Annotated in this window: 20 protein-coding genes; 1 reads left to right on the top strand and 19 read right to left on the bottom strand. The window is 41.4% G+C overall.

Annotated elements, in window-relative coordinates; all coding sequences use genetic code 11:
• Nucleotides 1–190: 190 nt before the first annotated feature.
• The 19 genes from BMX50_RS33025 to BMX50_RS32935 all read right to left on the bottom strand — a co-directional run bounded on the left by BMX50_RS33025 (nt 191) and on the right by BMX50_RS32935 (nt 21,361).
• Nucleotides 191–1,498, bottom strand: coding sequence for an ammonium transporter (locus tag BMX50_RS33025; protein WP_091222030.1), 1,308 nt, complete (start codon nt 1,496–1,498; stop codon nt 191–193).
• Between the two features lie 95 nt (nt 1,499–1,593).
• Nucleotides 1,594–3,087 (bottom strand): NADH-quinone oxidoreductase subunit N, encoded by a 1,494-nt coding sequence (locus BMX50_RS33020; RefSeq protein WP_091222026.1) that lies wholly within the window; start codon nt 3,085–3,087, stop codon nt 1,594–1,596.
• A gap of 7 nt (nt 3,088–3,094) precedes the next feature.
• Nucleotides 3,095–5,080: a DUF4139 domain-containing protein gene (locus tag BMX50_RS33015; RefSeq protein ID WP_091222023.1), complete on the bottom strand. Its 1,986-nt coding sequence runs from the start codon at nt 5,078–5,080 to the stop codon at nt 3,095–3,097.
• Nucleotides 5,081–5,087: 7 nt separating this feature from the next.
• Nucleotides 5,088–6,692, bottom strand: a complete 1,605-nt coding sequence (locus BMX50_RS33010) for a complex I subunit 4 family protein (protein WP_091222019.1) — start codon at nt 6,690–6,692, stop codon at nt 5,088–5,090.
• A gap of 5 nt (nt 6,693–6,697) precedes the next feature.
• Complete coding sequence (nuoL, locus tag BMX50_RS33005) at nt 6,698–8,755, bottom strand: NADH-quinone oxidoreductase subunit L (protein ID WP_244281163.1); 2,058 nt, start codon at nt 8,753–8,755, stop codon at nt 6,698–6,700.
• On the bottom strand, nt 8,752–9,495 hold the full coding sequence (locus BMX50_RS33000; protein WP_091222015.1) for a hypothetical protein: 744 nt from the start codon (nt 9,493–9,495) through the stop codon (nt 8,752–8,754). Before BMX50_RS33000 ends, nuoL begins: the two co-directional genes overlap by 4 nt.
• 3 nt (nt 9,496–9,498) lie before the next feature.
• A complete protein-coding gene (gene nuoK, locus BMX50_RS32995) occupies nt 9,499–9,804 on the bottom strand; it encodes an NADH-quinone oxidoreductase subunit NuoK (RefSeq protein WP_091222011.1) in 306 nt (101 codons plus the stop codon).
• The gene (locus BMX50_RS32990; RefSeq protein WP_091222006.1) at nt 9,801–10,349 is read right to left on the bottom strand and encodes an NADH-quinone oxidoreductase subunit J family protein; all 549 of its coding nucleotides are present in this window, start codon (nt 10,347–10,349) and stop codon (nt 9,801–9,803) included. The genes nuoK and BMX50_RS32990 overlap by 4 nt, the downstream gene beginning before the upstream one ends.
• Nucleotides 10,346–10,936 (bottom strand): 4Fe-4S binding protein, encoded by a 591-nt coding sequence (locus BMX50_RS32985; protein ID WP_091222003.1) that lies wholly within the window; start codon nt 10,934–10,936, stop codon nt 10,346–10,348. The genes BMX50_RS32990 and BMX50_RS32985 overlap by 4 nt, the downstream gene beginning before the upstream one ends.
• A 97-nt stretch (nt 10,937–11,033) precedes the next feature.
• Complete coding sequence (nuoH, locus tag BMX50_RS32980; RefSeq protein WP_091222000.1) at nt 11,034–12,104, bottom strand: NADH-quinone oxidoreductase subunit NuoH; 1,071 nt, start codon at nt 12,102–12,104, stop codon at nt 11,034–11,036.
• Nucleotides 12,105–12,494: 390 nt separating this feature from the next.
• The gene (murI, locus tag BMX50_RS32975; RefSeq protein ID WP_091221997.1) at nt 12,495–13,340 is read right to left on the bottom strand and encodes a glutamate racemase; all 846 of its coding nucleotides are present in this window, start codon (nt 13,338–13,340) and stop codon (nt 12,495–12,497) included.
• Nucleotides 13,341–13,406: 66 nt separating this feature from the next.
• Nucleotides 13,407–13,919 (bottom strand): OmpH/Skp family outer membrane protein, encoded by a 513-nt coding sequence (locus BMX50_RS32970; protein WP_091221994.1) that lies wholly within the window; start codon nt 13,917–13,919, stop codon nt 13,407–13,409.
• Nucleotides 13,920–14,145: 226 nt separating this feature from the next.
• Nucleotides 14,146–14,658: an OmpH/Skp family outer membrane protein gene (locus BMX50_RS32965; RefSeq protein WP_091221989.1), complete on the bottom strand. Its 513-nt coding sequence runs from the start codon at nt 14,656–14,658 to the stop codon at nt 14,146–14,148.
• Between the two features lie 48 nt (nt 14,659–14,706).
• Nucleotides 14,707–15,237 carry an OmpH/Skp family outer membrane protein gene (locus BMX50_RS32960; RefSeq protein WP_091221985.1) on the bottom strand — a complete coding sequence of 177 codons (531 nt, stop codon included), beginning with the start codon at nt 15,235–15,237 and terminating at the stop codon, nt 14,707–14,709.
• A gap of 16 nt (nt 15,238–15,253) precedes the next feature.
• The gene (gene bamA / locus BMX50_RS32955) at nt 15,254–17,806 is read right to left on the bottom strand and encodes an outer membrane protein assembly factor BamA (RefSeq protein ID WP_091221981.1); all 2,553 of its coding nucleotides are present in this window, start codon (nt 17,804–17,806) and stop codon (nt 15,254–15,256) included.
• A gap of 63 nt (nt 17,807–17,869) precedes the next feature.
• Nucleotides 17,870–18,610 (bottom strand): isoprenyl transferase, encoded by a 741-nt coding sequence (locus BMX50_RS32950; RefSeq protein WP_091221977.1) that lies wholly within the window; start codon nt 18,608–18,610, stop codon nt 17,870–17,872.
• A gap of 371 nt (nt 18,611–18,981) precedes the next feature.
• Nucleotides 18,982–19,509, bottom strand: a complete 528-nt coding sequence (locus tag BMX50_RS32945) for an ExbD/TolR family protein (RefSeq protein WP_091221973.1) — start codon at nt 19,507–19,509, stop codon at nt 18,982–18,984.
• 175 nt (nt 19,510–19,684) lie between these two features.
• Nucleotides 19,685–20,470, bottom strand: a complete 786-nt coding sequence (gene porG / locus BMX50_RS32940) for a type IX secretion system protein PorG (RefSeq protein WP_091221968.1) — start codon at nt 20,468–20,470, stop codon at nt 19,685–19,687.
• A 9-nt stretch (nt 20,471–20,479) separates the two neighbouring features.
• Complete coding sequence (locus tag BMX50_RS32935) at nt 20,480–21,361, bottom strand: NAD kinase (RefSeq protein WP_091221965.1); 882 nt, start codon at nt 21,359–21,361, stop codon at nt 20,480–20,482.
• A gap of 266 nt (nt 21,362–21,627) precedes the next feature.
• Here BMX50_RS32935 and BMX50_RS32930 point away from each other — a divergent pair, with 266 nt between their 5' ends.
• On the top strand, nt 21,628–22,290 hold the full coding sequence (locus BMX50_RS32930; RefSeq protein ID WP_091221962.1) for a response regulator transcription factor: 663 nt from the start codon (nt 21,628–21,630) through the stop codon (nt 22,288–22,290).
• The last annotated feature ends 56 nt before the right edge of the window (nt 22,291–22,346 follow it).

The raw sequence follows: 22,346 nt of genomic DNA, 5'->3' as shown, positions 1-22,346 counted from the left end.
TTTTTTGGCGCAAGTCTTGAGTACAGGCCGGTGCCGGGCCGACTTGTGACCCCGCAGCCCAAGTTATCCAACGCTTATTCCATCCCACAAAACTTGAGCTAAGACAATAAAGTATTTTGCTCTTAAAACAAAAAATCCGGCCTTTCGGGCCGGAAGTTTCTTAGGTTAATTGATTGGTTTGAAAGTATTATTATAATTTTTCGCCGTGCTGACTGATATCAAGGCCCTGCTCCTCTTCCTCGGCAGATACTCTTAATGGCGAGATCATGTCGGTGATCTTCAATAATAGCAGTGAGCCAAAGAAAGCGAATATAGATACGCACACAAGTGCTACGAGTTGTACAATGAAAAGATGGGTTTCTCCAAAAAATAAGCCATTACCTGTTGTATTACCATGGTTAACTTGTTGACTGGCAAATACACCTGTCAATAACATACCAACCATACCGCCTACACCATGGCAGGGGAATACGTCGAGCGTATCATCAATTGAAGTACGAGTGCGCCATTCAACCACCAGGTTACTCACCACCGCCGATATGATGCCGATAGCCAGCGAGTGTGGTACTGATACAAAGCCCGCAGCCGGTGTAATAGCCACTAAACCCACAACTGCACCAATACAGGTACCCATTGCCGATGGTTTGCGGCCAAGCAACATATCAAAAAAGATCCAGGTAACACCTGCAGCCGCCGAAGCAGTTGTACTGGTTGCCAGAGCAGTAACCGCCAAAGCATTAGCGCCGAAAGCTGAACCTGCATTGAAACCGAACCAGCCAAACCACAGCAAACCAGTACCTATCATTACATAAGTAATACGGGCGGGTGCATGGTTAGCCTCATTACGGCGCTTTAAGTATAATGCAGATGCCAAGGCAGCCCATCCGGCCGACATGTGCACTACCGTGCCACCTGCAAAGTCAAGCACACCAAATTTAGCTAATATGCCATCCGGGTGCCAGGTGCAATGTGCCAGCGGCGAGAATATGAAAATAGAAAACAGTACAAGGAAAATAATGTACGAGTTAAAACGGATCCGCTCGGCAAAAGCACCTGTGATAAGCGCCGGCGTAATAATGGCGAATTTTAACTGGTACATAGCAAATAACAACAGCGGGATAGTTGGCGCCGCTTTCCAGGTTGCGTTACCCAGCATCCCTTTCATCATGAAATAGGTTGATGGATTACCGATAATCCCGTAAAAGCTATCGCCAAAAGCTAAGCTGAAACCAAAAATGCCCCACATTACCGTAATGATCACCATACAAACAATGCTTTGCAGCATGGTTGAGATTACGTTCTTTTTGTTGACCATACCGCCGTAAAAAAACGCGAGACCCGGAGTCATGATCAAAACCAGCGCCGTCGACATCAGCATCCAGGCAATATCACCCGTATTAAAATTGGGATGACCGGTATCCTTATAATCAACCGACGGAAAAATGAAAGTAAGGGAAAGTATAATTAAGATCAGAAAAAAAGGGAAATACCTCTTCATGTATTCAGAAAAAATATGTTTTAAATCGGCATGAAAGTTAGTGTTTTTTCTAAAAACAAAAGAAACTAATTCACTTTTATTAAAAAAAACAACAACTATAGATATTTCAGGATAGAATTCGGGAAAATCCCTAATAAAACGAGCAGAAAACTAATAACAATAGCTAAAACAAGTAAATTATACGACCTTTCGCTGGCAACTTCAGCGTTTTCTGTTCTTTTCAGAAATAAATACAAAGGAATTTTAAGGTAATAAAACAACGACACCACCGTGGTTAACGCCCCGGTTATCATCAAAGCCATCAACCAAATGCTGTGTGTTTGCTCATATGCACTATAAACTGCCGAAAAAACAAATAGTTTACCGGTAAAACCGACTGTAACCGGAATTCCGGTGAGGGAAATGAGGATAATTACAAAACAAACCGAAGCCGCCGGGTATTTTAAGCCCAAACCTTTGTAATTTTCTACATCTTCGGCATCAACAATATTGCTAAAATACGATGCAAGCGCCAGAGCCCCAATATTTGCCAAGGCATATACGGCAAGATAGTAGGTAAGTGACGATAGCCCCTGCACATTAAAGGTAACTACGGCCATTAAAGCAAAACCCGTATGGCCAATACTTGAATAAGCCAGCATCCTTTTCACATTGCTTTGTAAAACAGCCGCAAAGTTTCCGGCTATCATGGTGATGATCCCGATAGCTGACAATAGTATTCCAAAATCAATCCCTTTCCAATCTGCCGAGAACAGGAACAGCGGCATCACATTAACCAGTAGCGCAAAAGCTGCTATTTTAGGTACAGTTGAGAGATATGCTGTAACCGGCGTTGGCGCACCCTGGTATACATCCGGCACCCAGAAATGCATGGGCATAAATGAAAGCTTAAAGCCGATGCCTATCAACACCAGTACTAAAGCAAATGATACACTTACCGGGTTTACATTTGGCAACTGTTGTACAATGGCCAACAGATCGATCGAACCGCTGAAACCATACAATAATGAAATTCCATACAACATAACAGCCGATGATGCCGCACCGAACAGCACATACTTTAAACCGGCCTCGGTGCTTAAAGCTGTTTCTGAGCGATAAGCCACCATTAAATAGGATGCTACTGATACCATCTCGATAGCAAGGTAAACCGATAGCAGGTTAATAGCCATAGCCATTAAATGCAGGCCTAAAATAGATGCAATAGAAATGGTATAAAGATCGGATATGCCTTTTGGGTGCCCCTTCAGCTTATCATCCCAGGTAAAATTCAACAGCAGGATGAATGAGAGCAGGTCGATAATGATCTTAAAAAACACTGTTGAGCGCCTGAGCAGTAACATGCTGCCGAAAATAACGTGGTCGCCATCAAGAATCAGGGCTACCTGCTGCAGATCTTTAAACAAAACAAGCAGCAAGCCGGTGCAGGCTACTATTTTGCAAAGCCTTACAGATCTGCGCCCAAATATCAGGTCGGTTATCAGCACTACCAAAAACAGCACTGTCAGATAAATTTCGGGCATGAAATAGGGAATACTGCCAAAAACATTGGTTAACTGAGCTGATATATGGGGGAGCAGATCGTGCATTTATATTTTATTGTACTATTACTGATTGATTTTTGGGGTATTTAACCTGGTATTTCAGTTTCACCTTCTTTTCATCGAGCGAATTTAGCATGAAATTCCATGAAATCTTTCCTGTTGTTACATCAGGTTTTGCGCCAGATGTTTCCTGCGCCTCTACTTCGATATCTTTATTTTGCGAAACCGGTACCTGGTCTTCAACTAACAAATTAACAGGCTGGCTTTTCCTGTTTTTTACGTCGATAAGCCAATTGCGGGTTTCCTTTTGGTTGGAGCCTGATGACTGGCGCATAACCAAACCTTTTTCCAGTGTACGGGTAACTACAATATTTTTATCTGTTCCTAACGAAAGGTTCAGCGTATCGGTAGTAGCATCGGTATTAATCAGCGACTTGCCAATGTATGTTCCTTCAAAAAACAAGTTGGCCTCGCCAGATAGGAAACTGTATTTATTCCAGTTGGTAAGCTGCGCTGTCAGGAACACATCAGTACTCAGTTTAGGCGCTACATAATACTGATAAGTAGCATCAATATTATATTGGCTAATTTCAACGGCATATTGTTTACCATCGCTTGGCACCGTATAAGGGTTGGCGATGTTAAACTCAATATTGGTCTGATTCTCTTCTTTTTTTACTTCAATGGGAACAGTGCTAACCAAAGCCTTTGATTTTATTACAGAAACAGCGCCCGTACTCTCACTTCTGTAATCGGATGAAAAACCATATCCAACTACAACTACTTCATTAAGCTGTTTTGAAGATGGGTTTAGCGCCACGTTGATCAATGGTGTGTTAGCCTGCCTTTCTATGGTTTCATAGCCTACAAAGCTGTAAGTAAGTACTGCATTAACATTAGGTAGCTGAATGCTGTAATTCCCGCCTGCGTCGCTTACCGCCCCTATTGACGTTCCTTTTACGCGAATGGCAACGCCCGGTAAAGCCTGACCATCATCACCGGCTACTACCCTGCCCATCACCTTGGTTAAAGAGGCGGTAGCCCCGGAGTAATACATACCAAAGTTAAGATAGGTAGGTGTAAGCTCGGGCTTGGCCCCATTTACCGCTGGGTTACCCGTTGATAAGGTAAGCTTGGCACTTTTCCAGTCCTCACCGGTTTTTTGTGATACGTTAGCTTTGTAAACAATAGTTATTGGGCTGTTTACGTTTTTAGCACGAATATCGTAGGTAGGGAACCAACTCGCGTTTCGCACCAGGTAGCTTAAAGTAAAGTTTGCCTGTAACGGGGCTTTTGATGATACAGTCACCAAAACATTGCTGGTAGTTTTAACACCTGCCCTGTTAATTTCGGCAATTTGCTTGTCATAACCTTGCAGTTCGTCGTTAAGCAGGTCAATCTGGTCATTAACCACCTGCTGGTTCTTTTTGATCTCGTTTAAACGGGCTGTCTGAAAATCGAGCGTCTGTTTCAGCTTAACTGGATCCAAAGCAACATTGGTACCGTTGCTTATTGGATTTTTAGCTAAGGTATTTGCTTCTTCCTGGTATATGGAGAGCATATTGTTTTGCAACGCAATCTTATTCCTTACCAGTTTTTGTTTTGCCTCAATAGCCTGAATATTTTTCTGCCTGATGTCGTTATCGGCAAAATCAAGCTCGTGGTTAACCGAAAGAATAGTAAAATCGCCACCGGCATTTACCTGAATACTTTGCACATCAATACCCGGCGACAGGTTTTCAAATACCAGCGTTGAGGTGCCGGGATTGATATTCACCAACGCTGTACGGCTCACCTGTGCCCCGTTTAAAAACACGGTTACTTTTTGAACTTTGGAGGCTACCTTCTGGCCTTCGTCGGCCCTTGTTGCTGCAGCAATAAAAAATAATGCTGCGGCGATAGATAATTTTTTAAACATAATTCCTTCGGTTAAATACACACCATCTGTTATTTCGCTTATGCCCGGGTTGCCGGGGGCAGCGTAAATAAAAGATGCAGGGGCATGCACTTTTCCATAAATGAATTTATGTTGAAACACTATTTTTTTATTTAGCCTGTAAAAACTGTATTAATGCCAGTACCGAATCATTGATTTTTCCAAACACCAACGATGGCATCAAGCCTAAAGCAAGCGCCGCAGCAGCCATTGGTATTAGTGCCAGCTTTTCGCGAATACTTACATCGGTGAGGGCTATTTTCCAAACCTCGCCACCTTTAAGCGATACTTTTCCGAAGAACATGCGTTGCAATGTCCACAGGAAATAGGCAGCACTTAATAAGATCCCTATCGAACCGCAAATGGCCATCCAGTATGGCAGCAAGCCATTTACCGTTGGCGATTTAAATGTGCCGGCCAGTGTAAATGCTTCGGCCACAAATGCCGAAAAGCCAGGCAAACCTAAGGAGGCAAAAAAACCAACCATCACAAAGGCAGTGTATTGCGGCATCTGGGTACCCAATCCGCGGAAATGATAAATATCCCTGTCGTGTACGCGGTTGTAAACCACACCCACCAAAAAGAATAGCATTGATGATAAAAAGCCATGGCTAACCATCTGCATTACCGCACCGCTTACACCTTCGGCAGTTTGCGAGGCTATACCCAGTAATACAAACCCCATGTGCGATACAGATGAATAAGCGATCATCCGTTTCAGATCGCGCTGGGCCAGCGCATTGCAGGCACCGTATAATATCGAAACTACACCAACCAACCCAAGCCAGAAAGCACCGGATGAAGCTATCTCCGGGAAAATCCCGAGGCAGATCCTGATAATACCGTAGCCACCAATTTTAAGCAGCACGCCCGCAAGTATGATAGATACCGGTGTAGGTGCTTCAACGTGTGCATCGGGCAGCCAGGTATGTAAAGGCACAACCGGCACTTTAATAGCGAATGCAATAAACAATACCACAAAGCCAACCGTACGTGCAGGCACCCCCAATATGGTTTGATGCGCTGCAGCAGAAAATACCGAACCCGGAGCATAGTTGGCTGGGTTCATCATCTGGATGATATTAAAAGTATGGCTGCCGGTTGCCGGATCATTTACAGATAGGTATAAACCTACCATCACCAGTAACATAAATACCGAACCAAACAGGGTATACAGGAAAAACTTGATGGCCGCATACTCCCGGCGCACGCCACCCCACATCCCAATCAGGAAATAAAGCGGCAGTAACATCAGCTCATAAAACAGGTAAAACAAGAAGAAATCCAGCGCGCAGAATACGCCCATCACGGCCATATCTAACAGTAAAAACAACAGGAAGAAACCTTTGAGATTGCTCTTGATTTCCCATGAGGCGAGCGTAGCAACCACCATCACCAGCGCCGACATTACTAATAACGTCACCGAAATGCCGTCTATCCCCACAAAATAATCTATCTGCAGTTTGCCCATGCTGCCCAGGTTAAGACCTATCCATGGCAACTTTTGTACAAACTGAAACTGATCTTCATGATTGATCCCCGCCGAAGCCGCCCCGGTTTTGAAATTAATATATATATATATGCTGATTCCTAACTGCAAAAGCGTAGCCAGCAGCGTAATATACTTAAAACTGCCCCGCTGCGACGATGGTAGCAACACGATCACCAACGCAAACAGTACCGGTATAAATATGAGTAGGGTTAACAGGTTCATTAAATTCAGATCAGTATTTTTAAAATAAAGAGTACCAACACAATGAGCAGCATACTGTACAGGTAATACTGCACCTTGCCATTTTGAAATTTACGTGCAAAATTGCCAATACTTTGCACTAATGCCGCCATTAAATGCAAAAATCCGTCGACAATGTGCTTATCGCTCCAGGCTGTTAAGCTCGCAACCATCCGGCTTGTACGTTCAATTAAGTGGATCAAACCATCTATCACATTCCTGTCAAACCAAAAGCAGGTTTTACCCAAACCAAGTATAGGCTTTACAATCGCTTTTCTGTATATCTTATCCAAATACCACTGATTATAAGATAAGCGGTAAAAGAAGCCCGTTTGCGGGAATGAGAACGTATTTTGTTTTACGTAGATGGCATAGGCAGCGTAGATCACAAATACGCTTAAAATGTTTACCCCTATGGGGATAATGGTATGATAAATGTTTTCGCGGGCCATGAACTCGGCAGGCTTCAAGCTCTCGAACAGCCAGGCTTTTTCATAAAAGAAAGGATTAAGCGAAAATAACGGGAATAAGCTGCAAACCGCCAGTAATATCAACGGAACACGGTATTGCCAGCCACCATCGCTGATATGAAGTTTAATTTCGGGATATTTCTTTAACAAACGAAACTCTCCGAAAAATACTTTTACTATCAGCCTTGATACATAAAAAGCCGTAAGCCAGCTGGTAAACAATGCACCTGCGGGAATCAGTTTGAGCCATGCGCTTCTGCCCTCGCTCCATTCAAAAGCCTGGATCAGGATCCCGTCTTTTGACAGATAGCCCGATGTAAGCGGAATGCCAATAAGCGCCAGCGAACCAACAACTGCGACAATAAATGTTAGCGGCAGCTTTTTACGCAGGCCACCCATATACTGGATATTCTGCGGGTCGATATCCAGGTCATTTTCCTCCTTGATATGCTGCATTTCGTGGATCACCACACCGGCTACCAAAAACAGCAAACATTTAAAAAAAGCATGCGTAGCTAAATGGAATAAAGAAGAACCATAAGCTCCCACTCCCATAGCCAGGATCATGTAACCCAGTTGCGATATGGTTGAATAAGCCAAAACGCGTTTCAGATCATTTTGCGTTAGCGCTATGGTGGCCGCCATAAACGCGGTAAAACAACCGATAACTGCCAAAACGGTCAACTCACTATCAGTAAACAGCGGGTAAACCCTACCCAGTAAAAACACACCGGCCGCTACCATGGTAGCAGCGTGAATCAATGCGGAGACCGAAGTAGGCCCCTCCATTGCGTCCGGTAACCAGGTATGTAATGGGAACTGTGCCGATTTAGCGGCCACAGCCATAAATACCCCTATACAGGCAACATATTGCCATACAGCAGGGATCTGCCCGGAGGCGGAGATCCATAAGCCGTCATGGATAACCGATTTAAATACCAGGTTATCGCTTATAAAAAGTGTGGCAATATCAAAAGTATGGAATTTGGCAAAAAGGATAATGATAGCACTTAGCAAACCAATATCGCCAATACGGTTCATGATAAAGGCTTTTTTATTGGCCTGTACCGCTTTGTCCTTAGTGAACCAAAAGCCGATTAATAGGTATGACGAAAAGCCCACCAGCTCCCAGAAAGCGTAGAACAGCACAAGACTATCTACCACAACCAAACCCAGCATACTGAAACAGAAAAAGCTGAGGTAAGTAAAATAACGACTGTACCTGTCGTCATACTTCATATACGCAGTAGAGTAAATATGTACTGGCAAAGCGATCAGTGATACCAGCAGCAACATCATCACCGAAAGATTATTAAGTAATATCCCCGCAAAAATTTTGGTAGTTCCAATAGTAAACCACATGGTTTGGACATGCTGAGGTTGCTGATCCCAAACTGCAGCAAACACCATAGCCGAGAATACACAGCCCAACAAAATAGCCAGCGTAGATACCCAACCTGCCAATTTACTTTTTACCGGCAGGCAAAAGTTGATCAGCGAGGCCACCAACGGCAAAGCCACAGCTGCGATGGTGTAGCTGATGATGGTATCGGTATATGGTAATAAGCTACTCAATTGGTATTAATATTTAGAGAAGAAGGTATTGAGTCGATTCCTGAAACATAGGTTAATTCAAATTTATTAGAAACTCCGTCATTGAAAAATATGTTATACAGTTTTTCAATTCTCTCTCGCGAAGAAAACTGATATTTTACACCATTAATTATGAACAATAATTTATCATCATTATGATACGCTTTTAGATACTGTTCATACTGCTTAGAAAGACTGCTTAACTTGTCCTGATAACTTTTAATAGCGTATGATTTAGTAATAACCATTAAGGTTTTTACCCTTTGAGATCCGTTGGAAAGTGAATCCTGGGCATTTTTTAGAATATTAATGGTCAAGACACTATTTGGATCCAAGGTCTTTAGTTCTTTTTCAGTTGACGGTTTCCCGTTTAAAATGTATGTAATACTATCTAATTTAATAGAGGCGTAGGTATCAGCAGGAACTGTTTGAAGGTTTTTAGTATTTATTAAGATAGCTCCATCTTTAGCTCTTTTGCCATAAATATTTTCTGATCCCGGAGGATTTAAAACCTCAATAGCAGCGATGTCATTTGTATCAAACGGTTTGCTATCTTCATTATAAATAATCCCATCAATCACTATAAGCGGTTTACCCTTTATGTGTATCAGATCATAAATCTTTTTTACAGAGTTGTTTTTTGAAGAATCTGCTTTTTGAGCAAATACAACAACCGGCAGCAATAAACCCACGTAAAACAGTATAATACTCAGCTTCTTCATTCACTAATCCCTCAAATTTTTAATCTCATCCGGATCAATGGTTTTATACCGCCGGTAAACATTCAGGATAATAGCCAGTGCTACGGCCGTTGTGGCGGCCGCCAGCACAATGGCAAACAGGGCAAATACTTGCCCCCCGTTGTTTAACTTATCATACTTACCAAAAGCCACCAGGTTTAAAATAGCTGCATTCAGCATTAATTCGATGCCGATCAACACCTGGATAGAATTACGTTTAGACACAATCATGTACATACCGGTACAAAACAGCAATGCTCCTACCAGTAAAAAATCGGTTAGCGTGATCATGCCCCGCCCTCCTTCCGTGATAAATGCGCCGCACCCACCAAAGCCATCAGCAGTAAAACAGAAATAGCCTCAAAAGGCAACAGGTAGGTGGTCATGAGGTTAACGCCTATATTATCAATGGTTGATGATGTTGGAGTTATTTCGTTTTGCTGTGCGATAGCCTGTTTTATCCATGGCAAGTTATCGGCATCGGCTTTAAGGATAATGTTTACAATCACCGCTAAAAACAGCACGGCCAGTATAACCGCCGGTACTTTAGCCATATTAATGAATTTCCCTTTCTGATGTTGAATTACATTCAAGGTTTCTCGACCGGAAAGCATAAACGCAAAAAGTATCAGCACCAGGATGCCACCCACGTAAATCACTACCTGCGTTACGGCCACAAAATCGGCAAGGGCTATTACATACAGACCTGCCAGTGCAAACAAAGTCACGAAAAATATAAAAATACTCCTGACCAGGTTTTTACTTAAAGCGGCATACAAAGCCGAAGCAATGGCAATAAAACTCATTACATAAAACAGCAAGCGGACTAAAGTCATGCCCCGCCCTCCTTTTGTTTCATGGCAGCTAATTTGGCAGCCTGTTTTTCGGCCTGTTGTTTATCAAAAAGCGCACGCTTTTCGGCTGCATCTTCGGGCGTCATATCCGAAAACTGGTAAACCAGATCGCTCAACTGAAAAACAGTTTTATCATACTGGTTGGTCATGGTGATGCATTCGGTTGGGCACACGATAGTACACAAACCACAATACATACACTTGGCCATATCAATATCAAATTTGGCAGCATACAAACGCTTGGTAGTACCATCGGATGTTTGGCCGATAGCTTCTGTTGCTTTAATTGATTCTATATCGATGCAATTAACCGGGCAAACCTTAGCGCACAGATCACATACGATGCAATCATCCATCTCCACATCCAACTGATAGCGGCCCACTTCAGGTACCGGCAACTGCTGTTTAGGATATTGAATGGTATTGGTACCATGTTCCAGCTGTTTAAAGTAATTGCTGTTGCTCACGGTCACAATCTCCCTTTTTGTGTTACCCACAAAAAGGTGGCGTATGGTAAGACTTAAACCTTTCCATGCAGTTGTAAACGCTTTTATTACTTTCTGAACCATGATTTTTAGGATTTTAGGATTACCCTGAATTTCCTACGTAAATTATATTTTATTATTTTTTCCTAATCTCTAAACTCCAACCTCTAATCTCTCGCACTTACATTAACCACAACCTCCACACGCCCGATATCAACATACAGGCAAAGGCCAGCGGGGTTAATACTTTCCAGCAAAGGTTCATCAGCTGATCAACCCTTAAACGGGGCAATGTCCACCTGATCCACATTTGTACGGCTACCAGTGCCAATGTTTTTACTACGACCCAAAATATTCCCCAAGGCACATTGGTTGTCCAGGTCGCCAGTTTAACGCCGGCTATATTTGGCAGCGGCGTATTCCAGGCGCCTAAAAATAATATTACTGCTATCATGGATACCAGGAACATCATCGAATATTCGGCCAAAAATACCAGTGCAAAGCGGATACCTGTAAACTCGGTATGAAAACCGGCCACCAGTTCCGACTCCGCTTCCGGGATATCAAAAGGCGCACGGTTACTTTCGGCCAGTGAAGCTATAAAATAGATCACAAAGGCTATCAGTAAATGTGGTGCGCGAAACACATTCCAGCTAAATAAGCCGCCTATTTGAGATACATCCCAAAAGCCGGCAAATTTTATCTTTTCCGTTGCTAAAATACCCTGCTGAGCAGAGATCAACTGCAAGTCCAGTGTTTGCGCTATCATTACCACAGATATAATGGCAAAACCCGCCGGTATCTCGTACGAAATAATTTGGGCTGCCGAGCGCATGGCGCCTAATATTGAGTATTTATTGTTTGATCCCCATCCCGCCATCAGGATTCCCAATGTCTCGATAGAGATAATAGCGAAAATATAGTAAAGGCCGATATTAGTTTTTGAAGGGATAAGTCCCGGTGCCCAGGGTAATGCGGCAAAACCAAGATATACGGCTATGAATATTACCGCCGGAGCCAACATAAACAACCATTTATCGGCTGCTGCCGGGATGATCAGTTCTTTCTGAAGCATCTTTAAAATATCGGCCAGTGTTTGCAGTGAACCGTATTTACCGGTTTCTGTAGGGCCAAGCCTGTCCTGTATAAATGCTGATATTTTACGCTCGGCATATACTCCGAATAAAGCGAAAAAGGCCGAAAAACTGAACAACCCAATTGCCGCAATAAAATATGTAAAATAATAGTTCAACAGGAATATTTGCTTAAGGGTGCAAACTTACTAAATGTTGAGTTATTTAGAATGATTAAATTATATATTAAGTTGATAGGGATTGTTGGGGATTGACTGATTGTACAGGTGAGTGGTTGATTGGGTTGATTAGGTGAGTGGTTGGTTAAATAAGATATCTGCCGCGGGTTTAGCGTAGCGTAACCCGTGGTTGGCCATGACTTAAGTTTTTAACTTAAGTCCCACCTGAATTAGAGATTGAATGACACAAGTCAACCTTCCTTTAGCCCAGCCTACAAGACTTGCGCCAGGAAAAGGAGGAACGAAGTAATCCCCAAACTACAAAGCGGCTATGCAACTTCACCCTGTACAGTTCGCGATTGCTTCGTTCCTCGCAATGACGACTTGGGACTAACACTTCACCAGATCATTTGCCGATATAAATGTAGATTTTACCGGAGCAGAGAAAAACAGCGAGGCATGATGATCAAAATCGGCAGTATCATCGGTTGTGGTATAAAACTTATTTTCGCCGTTGCGGCTTATCTTTTGTTCAATTTCGGGGTGGCGGTTTAAATAATCAACCAGGCTTTTTGCTACAATATCGCCCTGCCCCACTACATTAATGCCTTCAGGCAAGTGGGCTTTTATTTTTTCCTGGATGATGGGATAATGCGTACAGGCTAACAATATGGTATCAATATTGGGCGACTGCGCCATGATCTGATCCAGGTATAGTTGTACAAAGAAATCAGCACCAGGCTTATCGTATTCGCCGTTTTCAATTAGCGGAACCCAAAGCGGGCAAGCTTGTTGATGTACTTTAATATCAGGGAAGAAATTATTGATCTCCAAAAGGTATGATCCCGATTGTACTGTTCCCTTTGTGCCAAGCACCCCAATTTCCTTGGTCTTGGTATAATCACCAATAATCTCGGCTGTTGGGCGAATTACGCCTAATACCCTTTTGGTAGGATCGCTGATATTTTTAAGGTCTTGTTGCTGGATAGTGCGCAGGGCTTTGGCCGATGCCGTATTACACGCCAGGATCACCAGCGGGCATCCCTGGTCAAACATCCATTGCACGCACTCCCAGGTGTACTGGTGTATGGTGCTAAACGAACGGTTACCGTAAGGCGCACGGGCATTATCGCCCATATAAATATAATCATAGCCGGGCAATTGCTCAATGATAGAACGGAATACGGTTAGCCCGCCAAAGCCCGAATCAAAAATACCAATGGGTTGATTTGACATATACAAACATAAAAAAAGCGTCCCGTATATACGGAACGCTCTTATATAATTTACTTAAAGGTGATCTTATTTTAAACCTAATTTCAATTTTACAGCAGCCATTAAATCGTCGCCCGCCGGAGATACGATCATGCTAACTTGTGATGAATCCAATACGTAAGCGTAACCTTTTTCTTTAGCTACTGCTTGTACAGCCTGGCTAACTTTATCAATAATTGGTTTGCCCAATTCTTGTTTTTTAGCGTCAACCTGTTGTTGAGCATTATTTTGATAATCGTTCATGCGTTTTTGGATATCCTGCAATTCAGAAGTTTTTGCCTGACGTACCGCATCAGTCATTGAAGCTGCATTTTTATCCAAATCAGCACCTTTAGTTTGTAATTCATTGTTCATAGTAGTTAACTGATCAATGAATGTTTTTTGATAGGCCTGTAATGTTGTAGAAACAGTTTTAGTTTCAGGCATCTGATCAATAACCTGGCTAAAATTAACATAACCTATTTTTGTTTGCGCTTTAGCGAAACTACCCACGAACAACATACCTGCTGCAACTAAGGCGACTTTAAATAGTTTTTTCATTTTGTTTTTGTGTCCTGTGTTTAATAATGGATAATAATTATCTGTTTGTTTTTGTAACGTGTATCGTCAAATTACTTTATGAACTTCTCCGGCAACAATCTGCAATGAACAGGAACATTGGCAGCTATTCTTTCCGGGCTAAAATAACAAGGCTGTAATTTGCCTGGTAAACATAAAAAAAGCGTCCCGTTTAATCAGGGCGCTTTTTCAATGTCATTTGTAATTTTTATTTCAAACCTAATTTTAGTTTTACAGCAGCCATCAGGTCATCAGCATCAGGAGATACCAATAAAGTGATCTGTGATGAATCTAATACGTAAGCATAACCTTTTTCTTTAGCTACGGTCTGTACAGCTTGTGTAGCTTTATCGATAAGCGGTTTACCTAATTCCTGCCTTTTAGCATCAACTTGTTGCTGGGCATTGTTTTGGTAGTCATTCATACGTTTTTGAATATCCTGCAATTCGCTTTCTTTAACTGCACGTACGGCATCAGTCATGCTGGCCCTTTTTGACTGGTAGTCCTGCCCTTTTGTTTGATACTCATTGTTCATAGTAGTTAACTGATCAATGAATGTTTTTTGGTAAGCCTGGATAGACGCAGTTACAGTTTTAGTTTCGGGCATCAAATCAATCAGCTGATTGAAGTTGATGTGGCCGATTTTAGTTTGAGCATTTGCAAAGCTGCCCGCAAATAATAAACCTACTGCAACCAAGGCAACTTTAAATAGTTTTTTCATTTTCCTTTTTCTGTGTTTAAATAATAGTTCTATTTATCTTAATTCAAATTATTTAGCAAATACCCCGGGTTTTAGTCCTAACCTTGTTATTACATCCGCGCTTTTATCATATCGCGGACTGGCATATAACATGATCACCTCGCTGTTTTTATCAAAGATCATATCCAGGTTATCGCCCTCGGCTACTGCTTGTACAGCTTTAGACACTCTATCCTGAATTGGTTTAATCAGCGCTGTGCTTCTTTGCGAAAGCTCACCATCCGGACCAAACTTCTGGCGTTGAAAATCTTTCGCTGCCTTTTCTTTTTCTACAATTTCGGCCTCACGGCGTTTTTTCATATCAGGGGTCATTAACACCTGATCGGCCTGATAGGCTTTGTACAGACGGTCAATTTCCTGAAAACGGCCATCAACCTCTTTCTGCCACTGATCAGATAATGCAGCCAGCTGCTTTTGTGATGAAGCATACTCAGGCATGTGCTTTAATATGTACTCCGAATCAACATAAGCAAAACGTTGCGCATAAGCACCTGCAAAAGCAGTTAACGTTAAAAAGGCTACTAAAATTATCTTCTTCATATATTCGGTACGCAAATTAATTAAATCCGCCGGATAAACTCTGAGAAATTGTAAAATGGAACTGGCCTTTATTTGCATCCGGTTGTCCCGGTATTTTGTCAAAGCCATAACCATAATCCAACCCAAGCAAACCAAATATAGGTAAAAATATCCTTGCGCCCACACCTACCGAACGTCTTACGTTAAACGGATTAAACTGGCTAAACTGGTTCCACGCATTACCGCCTTCAGCAAAAGCTAACAAGAAGATAGTTGCCGACTGACTTGCAATAACCGGGTGACGAAGCTCCAGTGTATATTTATTGTAGATAGCGCTACCGGTGTTTGTATTCTGATTTTCGTTTGAGCCTTCAGGTACAATCGAGAAGTTTTGGTAACCACGCAAACCGATGATCTCACTACCCTGTAAAAACTGATAGCTCTGCATACCGTCACCACCCAATTTAAAGCGCTCAAATGGTGATGGGCCAACTTCGTGGTTGTACTGACCAAGGAAACCAAACCTTACCTGCGACATCAATACAAACTTACCTACCAGTTTCGAGAACCATTGTGCATCGTATTTAAATTTATAATACTCAACAAAATGGTAACGCTGCTCCGGAGTAGCTATTTTATAGTTGATATCGTTAAATAACGAGTAAGGTGGGGTAGCCTGAATAGTAAGCTTGATATTTGAACCCTGGGTTGGGAAAATAGGAGCATCTATCGAGTTACGGGTCAACTCCTGGGTTAATTTAATGTTGTATGATGTGCCATTCGTAAACAGATAACCGGTATAGTTATCAAGGCTATAATGGTCAAAGTTAAGCGAGTAGTTTAACTGGAAATAGTTATCAGGCCATTTTAAACGTTTACCCAACGTAACCCCAATACCGTTGATACGCAGGTTATTGTAGTAAGGGCTTGATTTTGGATAGTACTGACCGGTTGAACTTCCCTGTGTATAAGCTGATAACGCAAAGTAGATTGGTTTTTTACCACCTAACCATGGCTCAGAGAAGGTGAACGAGAAGTTTTGATAAGTACGGCCGCTTGATTGCCCCCTTAAGCTCAGTTTCTGACCATCACCTTTTGGCAGCGGCTTGTAAGCTTTAAGGTGGAAGATATTACGGATAGAGAAGTTATTGAAGGTTAAGCCCAAGGTACCTACCAGCTGGCCACCACCAAAACCACCCGAAAGTTCGATCTGATCTGAAGGTTTTTCAACTACGTTGTAAACCAAATCAACAGTACCATCCTGCGGATTGATGTTGGTTGGCTTAGGTTCGGTTTTTTGTTCATCGAAGTTACCTAACTGGCCAATTTCACGTGCACTACGGATCAGCAATTCTTTATTGAATTTCTGCCCTGGCTTGGTCTGGATTTCACGCATCACCACTTTATCGTTGGTAACATCGTTACCTTTTAACATAACACGGTTAATGGTGTATTGCGGGCCTTCATAAATCCTTACGTCAACGTCTACAGTATCATTATATACCTTTGTTTGTACCGGGTCTGCATTGAAGGTTAAATAACCATCATTAAGATATAAAGACGAAACGTCGTCATTACCCGGGGTTGGGCCGCTTAAACGCTTGTTCAATTCGTCTTCGCTAAACACATCGCCTTTTTTAACGTGAAGAATCCTGGTTAACAGATCGGTGTTATATTTAGCATTACCCGAAAACTTAACGTTGCCAAAGTAATATTTAGGACCTTCGTATACTTTAAGTTTTACGTTTACGGTTTCATCGTCATGCTTCCAAACGGAGTCACTCAGAATCTCGGCATCACGATATCCCCTGGCCTGCATTTTTTCAACCAGGTTTTGTTTATCCTCTTCGTATTTGTCCTGCTTAAACTTCTTCGAGCCAAACAGGTTATACCATTTACGCTTACGGGTCTTACTTAAAAATCCGCGCAGTGTACCTGTTTTAAATGCCTTGTTACCTTCAAAAATAACATCGTTAATTTTGACCTTGGTTTTTTTATCAATGGCAACATCCAATATAACGCTGTTAACATCACCCTGATCTTTACGCTGGGTAATGGTAACTGTGGTGTTTAAGAAACCTTTTTCATTAAAATGTTTTTTAATGATAGCAGTTGTGGTGCTGATAAGGTTTTCGTTTACGATTTTACCTACACGGTCATTCAGTTTTTTCTGAACGTCTTCAATTTCGCCTTTACGAATGCCTGTTAAGTGCATACGTGATAAACGCGGACGCTCTAAAACGGCAATCTCCAGGTAAATGGTATCCATGTTAATTTTGGTGATGTTTAACTGAACATCATCAAATAAGCCTTGTTGATATAAGGTTTTAATTACCTCGGCATTACGTTCGCCCGGCAGGTTGATACGATCGCCTTTGGTTAATTTAGATAACTGGATAAGGATGTCTTTATCAAGATATTTTGCGCCACTAACAGAAATACCACCAATAATATAATCTTTAGGATTAAGATAACTTAAACTATCAGCCGGTATCGATTTTGTAAGCGTAGGCCTCGGCCCATTGGATATCTGGGCGAAAGCCGTAGTAGCCAAAACCGAGAAAAGAATAGCAAAAAGAAATTTATACATTCGAATATTTTAGTGGGCTAAAAATAATTTATACAGTTGTTAAAATTTGTTAAAAGTAAAAATTTAGTTCACCTGCTCGCTTGTTAAGCCAAAACGGCGTTCACGTTTCTGGAAATCAATCACTGCTTCATACAGGTCTTCTTTCCTGAAATCGGGCCATAACTTAGCTGTGAAGTACAACTCAGCGTAAGCAATTTGCCATAATAAATAATTACTTATACGGTATTCACCGCTGGTTCTGATCAGCAGTTCGGGGTTTGGCATATCGCCGGTAAAAAGGTTTTGTTCAAAAACCTCTTCGTTAATATCGTTCACATCCAACTCGCCGTTTTTAACTTTTATGGCGATATTTTTTGCTGCACTCACAATTTCCCTGCGCGAACTATAGCTCAAAGCCAGTGTAAGCACCACACCTGTATTGCCAGATGTTGTTTCGATAGCACTGTTAAGTTCACGAAGACATTTTTCGGGCAGCATATTCAGATCGCCGATGGCATTAAGCCTGATGTTGTTTTTCATAAAGCCCGGAACTTCCTTGTGAATGGTAGTTACCATCAGTTCCATGATAGCCATAACTTCGAGCTTGGGGCGGTTCCAGTTTTCGGACGAGAATGTATATAAGGTGATATATTTAATACCTAATTTATCAGCGCCCTCAACAACATCCCTAACAGATGTTACACCGTTGTGATGGCCAAATATTCGCAATTTACCTTTGCCTTTTGCCCAGCGCCCATTACCATCCATGATGATAGCCACGTGCCGCGGTAGTCTCGACAAATCAATCTGATCCAAATAATCCATATTACTACTTATCAAAAGCCACCCTGTACAAACACACTTGTGTAAAATTTTTCATCAATACTATGGTATGCTATATTCGGTTGTTAGAACTAATCAATTATTTATTACCTGTATCTGCCATTTAAACCACGCAAATTGACGGATTTTTCAGGGTACAAAGGTAAAACTTACTTTGTATTTTTTTAGTATCCTGCACTAAAAGAAAATGTTATTGCGAATAATACATTAAAACTGCCTAAATAGTTATCAAAACCATGATTTTTCATAATATTTAGTTTAAAATAAAAAGCCGGCAGCCACTATCTTCCTGATAATGAAAACTGCCGGCCCTGTAAAACCGCTGCAAATTTGCTTACAATCGCATTACATTTTTATATCCCTTTTTGATTAAGCGCATCAACATCCTCGGGCTTAATATCAACAATGGCATATTGCTGAATACCGGTAATGGCCAGCTCATCAAGCGTACTCACCAAATTGCTGTATTGTGATTTATTACTGGGCTTTACCAATACGATCATGCTTTTGCCTGAACTATCATGTACTTTTTTATTGGTTTCCATTATAGCTTTGCGGATACCATTGGCACTAAAGTCGGTAACTGAGGGCGCTATCATAGGTTTCTTTAACTCACCCAGGAAATACATAGCTTTATTATCTTTTCCTAAAACAACTGTTAATGTTCGGCTTGCGGGAACCGGCAGTCCGGTATCGATATTAGTTTTATCAGGCATAGCCAAATCCATCGCCTTGGGTTTAGCCAACGTAGTTGTCATAATAAAAAAGGTAATGAGCAGAAAGGCGAGATCGACCATTGCAGTAAGATCAACACGGGTATTCATTTTTTTGCGTTTGTACCTACCGCCGCCATTTTGTGAAGATGAATTTAATTCGGCCATGATTTTAAAGATTTAAGGTTAACAATTAATTTCGATACTAAATTAGTCAATACAATATTCAAACAAAATTAAATGCCGTATTTTAAATTTAAAACGAATTAAATATCGTTATATTATCAAAAAAAGCACAATAATTTCACAAGGCCCCTCTATGGCTATTGCGGCAATAAAGTAATCAGAAGTAACAGTTTGAGGTTACGAAAGTAAATGAGATGGTAAAATTGAGGAAGAAGTAGGTATCATGTGATTTAAAGTCACCACGCTGTGAGCCAACAGTGCCGGTATAAACGCCAGTCTTTTCGCCTGAGCGGTCAGAAAGCGCAGCGGCTATAGCAGTCATCTTGCTTTTATCTGCATAAACACCGCTCACATCATCAAGATAGTCGGTAAAAGCATACCGGTATCCCATATCGGCCATGATGGTAAATTTACCCGAAAGATTGTACTTAATACCTAAGCCATAGGGAATCACAACGGTATTATTTCCATAAGGTTTAACCTGGCCTTCAGTTTTAAGTTGCCTTAAGCCAACCTCCTTGCCTTCAAAATCCTGGGCCCGTGGAGCGTAAGAAGTGATACCTATACCTGTAAATATATAAGGTGTATATTTATTTCGTCCTGCGTCGGGAATATAATTCATGAAGTTAAATTCGCCGGTAAGGCTTACTTCACGCAGCTGATCTTTAAAATTAAGGTTGCGGTCGCGAAATTGAGGATACCCCGACCTATTGTCATAGGCAGCAATGTTACCGATACCAACGTTGAGTTTAGCCGAGAAATAACCATCAAAATTCCTTTTACCAAATACCCCTGCCGAAACACCACTTATTTTTACCGGGTTATTAGGATTAAGATCGCCAATGTAACCTGCACCTCCTATCGATCCGCCTATTTCCCAGGTTTGGGCATTAAGCTGATAAGTGAAAAACAAGAGTATGGTAAGAAGTAGATATTTTGGCATCAATCAAATTTAGTAGTTACGGGCATCAAGGCCCCAAAGCAATTTATTTCTTAACGTAGTTAAGTAACTTTCATTACTAAGGCGGATTAAATTTAACTGAAAATCGGCTTTTTGAACATGAAACTTAACTGTTTGGTCTAAAACCTCCGTTCTTGAGTCGCACGAAATGATATAATTAGCGCTACGGCTTTCAACCTCAAAACAAAGTTTGCTGGTATCAGGGATCACTATTGGCCTCACATTAAGGTTATGGGGCGATACCGGCGTTACCACTATGCTATTTGATTGCGGGAAAATAATGGGACCGCCGCAACTTAGTGAATATGCCGTTGAGCCTGTAGATGTAGAGATGATAATGCCATCGCCCCAGTAAGAATTTAAAAACTCGTCGTTTAAAAACACGTGGGTTATAATCATCGCTGCGTCATCGCGCTTATGGATAGTTACATCATTAAGGGCGAAATTATTGCTTCCAAAAACATTGGGATTAGAGTTGACAGTAAGCAGCTCGCGGCAATCGCATGTAAACTGCCTGTTTACTACCGCATGAATGGCTGCAGTAATATCACTTTTGTTAACACTGGCCAAAAAACCAAGACGCCCAAAGTTGATACCTATAACCGGGATCCCCGAATCACGGATCAAGGTAACCGTATCAAGCAGGGTTCCGTCACCGCCAAGCGTAATAAAAATATCAATAAAGCCTTTTAAAGTTTCGGCCGGGCGCAACACTTTATATTGCACTGTTGTTAATTTATCCTGCAAATATTCGTGGAGTTGCTGGTGTACATAAATATCAACACCATGCTGTGCAAGGCTATCAAAAACCTGCTGTATAAAAGGTAAAACAGATGGCTCATTAAACGGCCTGCCGTAAACTGCTATTTTCATTTTTTAAAAAAGCGAATATCGAACTTTGAAAGTACATTAATGCAGCAAGGGATAAATAATTAATACCACATAATTTATATACCACAACCGGCGTCCATCCGTAGCGTTACATATTCGTATAATGGTAAATCATGTACTATTGTTTGCTTATATTTCCGAATAAACCCGTTTTAATTGCTTTAACAGATAAATAACTTCAAAGTAAAATAATTAAGTTTAACTATTTTGACCTACCTTACAAATATTAAACAACGGTTATTCTATTGATGGATCAAACTTTTACCCAAAAATTACTAAATATACAATCAATTGCCGATGAGCTTCCTTCTGCATTGATAGTTCATGAAGTTGAAACATTGCAGATTGTATATATGAACAGTGTAGGCCTTAATATATTGGGTACAACGCTTGACGAACTGAAGGCAATGGGACCGGAAACCTATCACGCAAGATATTTTAACAGCGAAGACAGTGACGAATATGTGCCTAAAATATTGCACCTTATAAAAAGCCGTACCCAGGAAAAGGTATCTTATTTTCAGCAAGCCCGATCTTCAAAACATACCGAATGGCAACTTTTTGTTAGTACTACCAAGGTTTTTGCGCGTAATGAAGCGGGAGATGCTACGCACATTTTAACTTTAGCCAGTATGCTCGATCCCGTTCATCATATCACCACTAAAGTTAACCGGCTTATGGATGATATTTCGTTTTTACGGCAAAATAACCTACTGTTTTTAACCCTTACCAGGCGCGAAAAGGAAGTGCTGAAACACATTGCGATGGGCATGAGTTCGGCCGATATAGGTGCTAAGCTTTTCATTGCCCCAGCTACAGCCGAAACACATCGCAAAAATATCAAGAACAAGCTGCGGTTAAAAAATCATTACGATGCAGTGAGATTTGCGCAAGCCTATAATTTGGTTTGATGTTCTAAGTCGGGTGTACTAAGTCGAAAGTCCGAAGTCGGTGGTTTAAATTATGT

The organism is Mucilaginibacter gossypiicola (assembly GCF_900110105.1).
Lineage (GTDB): Bacteria > Bacteroidota > Bacteroidia > Sphingobacteriales > Sphingobacteriaceae > Mucilaginibacter > Mucilaginibacter gossypiicola.
This window is presented reverse-complemented; position numbering and strand designations above follow the sequence as displayed.

Bases quoted from the DNA above. Each gene is read 5' to 3' on its own strand.
- BMX50_RS32945 (WP_091221973.1), bottom strand. From the start codon at position 19,509: ATGGCCGAATTAAATTCATCTTCACAAAATGGCGGCGGTAGGTACAAA.
- BMX50_RS32970 (WP_091221994.1), bottom strand. From the start codon at position 13,919: ATGAAAAAACTATTTAAAGTCGCCTTAGTTGCAGCAGGTATGTTGTTC.
- BMX50_RS33020 (WP_091222026.1), bottom strand. From the start codon at position 3,087: ATGCACGATCTGCTCCCCCATATATCAGCTCAGTTAACCAATGTTTTT.
- nuoK (WP_091222011.1), bottom strand. From the start codon at position 9,804: ATGATCACGCTAACCGATTTTTTACTGGTAGGAGCATTGCTGTTTTGT.
- murI (WP_091221997.1), bottom strand. From the start codon at position 13,340: ATGTCAAATCAACCCATTGGTATTTTTGATTCGGGCTTTGGCGGGCTA.
- BMX50_RS33025 (WP_091222030.1), bottom strand. From the start codon at position 1,498: ATGAAGAGGTATTTCCCTTTTTTTCTGATCTTAATTATACTTTCCCTT.
- BMX50_RS32935 (WP_091221965.1), bottom strand. From the start codon at position 21,361: ATGAAAATAGCAGTTTACGGCAGGCCGTTTAATGAGCCATCTGTTTTA.
- BMX50_RS32990 (WP_091222006.1), bottom strand. From the start codon at position 10,349: ATGACTTTAGTCCGCTTGCTGTTTTATGTAATGAGTTTTATTGCCATT.
- BMX50_RS32985 (WP_091222003.1), bottom strand. From the start codon at position 10,936: ATGGTTCAGAAAGTAATAAAAGCGTTTACAACTGCATGGAAAGGTTTA.
- porG (WP_091221968.1), bottom strand. From the start codon at position 20,470: ATGCCAAAATATCTACTTCTTACCATACTCTTGTTTTTCACTTATCAG.
- BMX50_RS32965 (WP_091221989.1), bottom strand. From the start codon at position 14,658: ATGAAAAAACTATTTAAAGTTGCCTTGGTTGCAGTAGGTTTATTATTT.
- BMX50_RS33000 (WP_091222015.1), bottom strand. From the start codon at position 9,495: ATGAAGAAGCTGAGTATTATACTGTTTTACGTGGGTTTATTGCTGCCG.
- BMX50_RS32960 (WP_091221985.1), bottom strand. From the start codon at position 15,237: ATGAAGAAGATAATTTTAGTAGCCTTTTTAACGTTAACTGCTTTTGCA.
- BMX50_RS32930 (WP_091221962.1), top strand. From the start codon at position 21,628: ATGGATCAAACTTTTACCCAAAAATTACTAAATATACAATCAATTGCC.
- bamA (WP_091221981.1), bottom strand. From the start codon at position 17,806: ATGTATAAATTTCTTTTTGCTATTCTTTTCTCGGTTTTGGCTACTACG.
- BMX50_RS33010 (WP_091222019.1), bottom strand. From the start codon at position 6,692: ATGAACCTGTTAACCCTACTCATATTTATACCGGTACTGTTTGCGTTG.
- BMX50_RS32950 (WP_091221977.1), bottom strand. From the start codon at position 18,610: ATGGATTATTTGGATCAGATTGATTTGTCGAGACTACCGCGGCACGTG.